2 protein-coding genes and 1 pseudogene are annotated in these 2738 nt (G+C 69.4%); 1 reads left to right on the top strand and 2 read right to left on the bottom strand.

The window, feature by feature from the left end:
- A pseudogene (locus GTW67_RS31295) lies at positions 1-227 on the top strand (helix-turn-helix domain-containing protein); the annotation flags it as partial.
- A 76-nt stretch (positions 228-303) separates the two neighbouring features.
- On the opposite strand, the gene sucD reads toward GTW67_RS31295, so the two are convergent.
- Positions 304-1188 (bottom strand): succinate--CoA ligase subunit alpha, encoded by an 885-nt coding sequence (gene sucD / locus GTW67_RS31290; protein WP_161168121.1) that lies wholly within the window; start codon positions 1186-1188, stop codon positions 304-306.
- 27 nt (positions 1189-1215) lie between these two features.
- Positions 1216-2397, bottom strand: a complete 1182-nt coding sequence (gene sucC / locus GTW67_RS31285) for an ADP-forming succinate--CoA ligase subunit beta (protein WP_161168120.1) — start codon at positions 2395-2397, stop codon at positions 1216-1218.
- Between the last annotated feature and the right edge of the window lie 341 nt (positions 2398-2738).

Raw genomic sequence — 2738 nt, 5'->3', positions numbered from 1 at the left:
CGCGGGCCGCGATCGCCTTCACGGTCGCCTTGATCGGGACCACGGCCCTGACGCTGCGCACGGCTCCGACGCACTACGAGCCGCCCGTGCCGCCGGGCGAGACGGTGCGCGGCGTACCGCCCAGGGTGGCGCCGGGCGCCCTGTCGGACGAGGAGCTGGAGCTGCGGCAGAAGCTGCGCGACCAGTTCCAGGCCGGCCCGGAGAGGCTGGCGCCCGGCACCGGATGACCGGGCCGCCCCGCCACAACGCCGAGCGGGCCCGCCCCCTGACGGGGAGCGGGCCCGCTCGTGCGATGCGACGTGCTCAGCCGGCGAGGATCTCGCGGGCGAGCTCGGCCGTCTCGGTCGGCGTCTTGCCGACCTTGACGCCGGCGGCCTCCAGGGCCTCCTTCTTGGCCTGTGCGGTGCCGGAAGAACCGGAGACGATGGCGCCGGCGTGGCCCATGGTCTTGCCCTCGGGCGCGGTGAAGCCCGCGACGTAGCCGACGACCGGCTTGGTCACGTTCTTCGCGATGAAGTCCGCGGCCCGCTCCTCGGCGTCGCCGCCGATCTCGCCGATCATGACGATCAGGTCGGTCTCGGGGTCGGCCTCGAACGCGGCGAGCGCGTCGATGTGCGTGGTGCCGATGATCGGGTCGCCACCGATGCCGACGGCGGTCGAGAAGCCGATGTCACGCAGCTCGTACATCATCTGGTACGTCAGCGTGCCGGACTTCGAGACCAGGCCGATGCGGCCCGGCTTCGTAATGTCGCCCGGGATGATGCCGACGTTGGACTGGCCCGGGGTGATGATGCCGGGGCAGTTCGGGCCGATGATCCGGGTCTTGTTGCCCTTCTTGCCCGCGTACGCCCAGAAGGCGGCCGAGTCGTGCACGGCGATGCCCTCGGTGATGACGACGGCCAGGGGGATCTCGGCGTCGATGGCCTCGACGACGGCGTCCTTGGTGAACTTCTCCGGCACGAAGATGACGGAGACGTTGGCGCCGGTCTTCTCGATGGCCTCCTTGACGGTGCCGAAGACCGGTACCTCGGTGCCGTCGAAGTCCACGGACGTGCCCGCCTTGCGCGGGTTCACGCCGCCCACGACCTCGGTGCCGTCACCCAGCATGAGCTTGGTGTGCTTCATGCCGGTGGCGCCGGTCATGCCCTGGACGATGACCTTGCTGTCCTTGTTGAGCCAGATAGCCATGGTGTGTTCTGTCCTCGTCCTGAGTGCTTACTTGGCGGCGTGGGCCAGCTCGGCGGCCTTGTCGGCCGCGCCGTCCATGGTGTCGACGCGCTGGACCAGCGGGTGGTTGGCGTCGGTGAGGATCTTGCGGCCCAGCTCGGCGTTGTTGCCGTCGAGGCGGACGACGAGCGGCTTCTCGACCTTCTCGCCGCGGTCCTCCAGGAGCTTCAGCGCCTGGACGATGCCGTTGGCGACCTCGTCGCAGGCGGTGATGCCGCCGAAGACGTTGACGAAGACGGACTTGACGTCCGGGTCGCCGAGGATGATCTCCAGGCCGTTCGCCATGACCTGGGCGGAGGCACCGCCACCGATGTCCAGGAAGTTGGCGGGCTTCACGTCGCCGTGCTTCTCACCGGCGTACGCGACGACGTCCAGGGTGCTCATGACGAGACCCGCGCCGTTGCCGATGATGCCGACCTCGCCGTCGAGCTTGACGTAGTTGAGGTTCTTCTCCTTGGCGGCGGCCTCGAGCGGGTTGGCCGCGGCCTTGTCGTGGAGGGCCTCGAAGTCGGGGTGACGGAACTCGGCGTTGTCGTCGAGCGACACCTTGCCGTCCAGGGCGATGACCTCGCCCCCGGCGACCTTGGCCAGCGGGTTGACCTCGACCAGGAGGGCGTCCTCCTTGATGAAGGTGTCCCACAGCTTGACCAGGACGTTGACGACCTTGTCGGCGACCTCGGCCGGGAACTTCGCGGCCTCGACGATCTCGCGCGCCTTCTCCGGCGTCACACCGTCGATGGCGTCGATCGGGGTCTTGGCGACGGCCTCCGGACGGGTGGCGGCCACCTCCTCGATCTCCATGCCGCCCTCGACCGAGGCGATGGAGAGGAACGTGCGGTTGGCACGGTCGAGGAGGAAGGAGACGTAGTACTCCTCGACGATCTCCGGGGCGGTCTCGGCGATCATCACCTTGTGGACCGTGTGGCCCTTGATGTCCATGCCGAGGATGTCCGTCGCGCGGGCGACGGCCTCGTCCGGGGTGGCGGCGAGCTTCACGCCACCGGCCTTGCCGCGGCCACCGACCTTCACCTGAGCCTTGACGACGGACTTGCCGCCCAGACGCTCGGTGATCTCGCGCGCCGCCTCAGGCGTGTCGATGACTTCACCGGCCAGCACCGGTACATCGTGCTTGGCGAAGAGGTCCCTCGCCTGGTACTCGAACAGGTCCACGCGCTTCCGTCCCTATCAGTGATCTCGCGGTTCGTTGGATGCGTGGGCGTGCCGCGAAGGGCAACGTGACGTCCGCTGTGTCACAAGGGGGGCGCACACGGTGACCGAGCGCGCGGCATGTCCGTCTCGCAGGTTATCGCCGCATGCGGGGGGTCTCTAAATCGCGGGTCACACCTGAGCGGTGATACCTGTCACATGATGCCGCCCTCACTGGCACGGGGTGCCGGGGGTGAGGGGGTGACCAGGGGTCTGAGCTGGGGCGCGAGCCGGGGCGGCGGGGGCTGGATGCCGGTCGGTGGGCGCGCGCGGGCGGGTGGACCGGGGGCGCGGGGCCCGGGGCC

It is taken from the genome of Streptomyces sp. SID5910, from assembly GCF_009862125.1.
In the GTDB taxonomy this organism is placed as follows: domain Bacteria; phylum Actinomycetota; class Actinomycetes; order Streptomycetales; family Streptomycetaceae; genus Streptomyces.
Note: the sequence above shows the minus strand (reverse complement) of the source record. Positions and strands in the feature narration are given on the sequence as shown.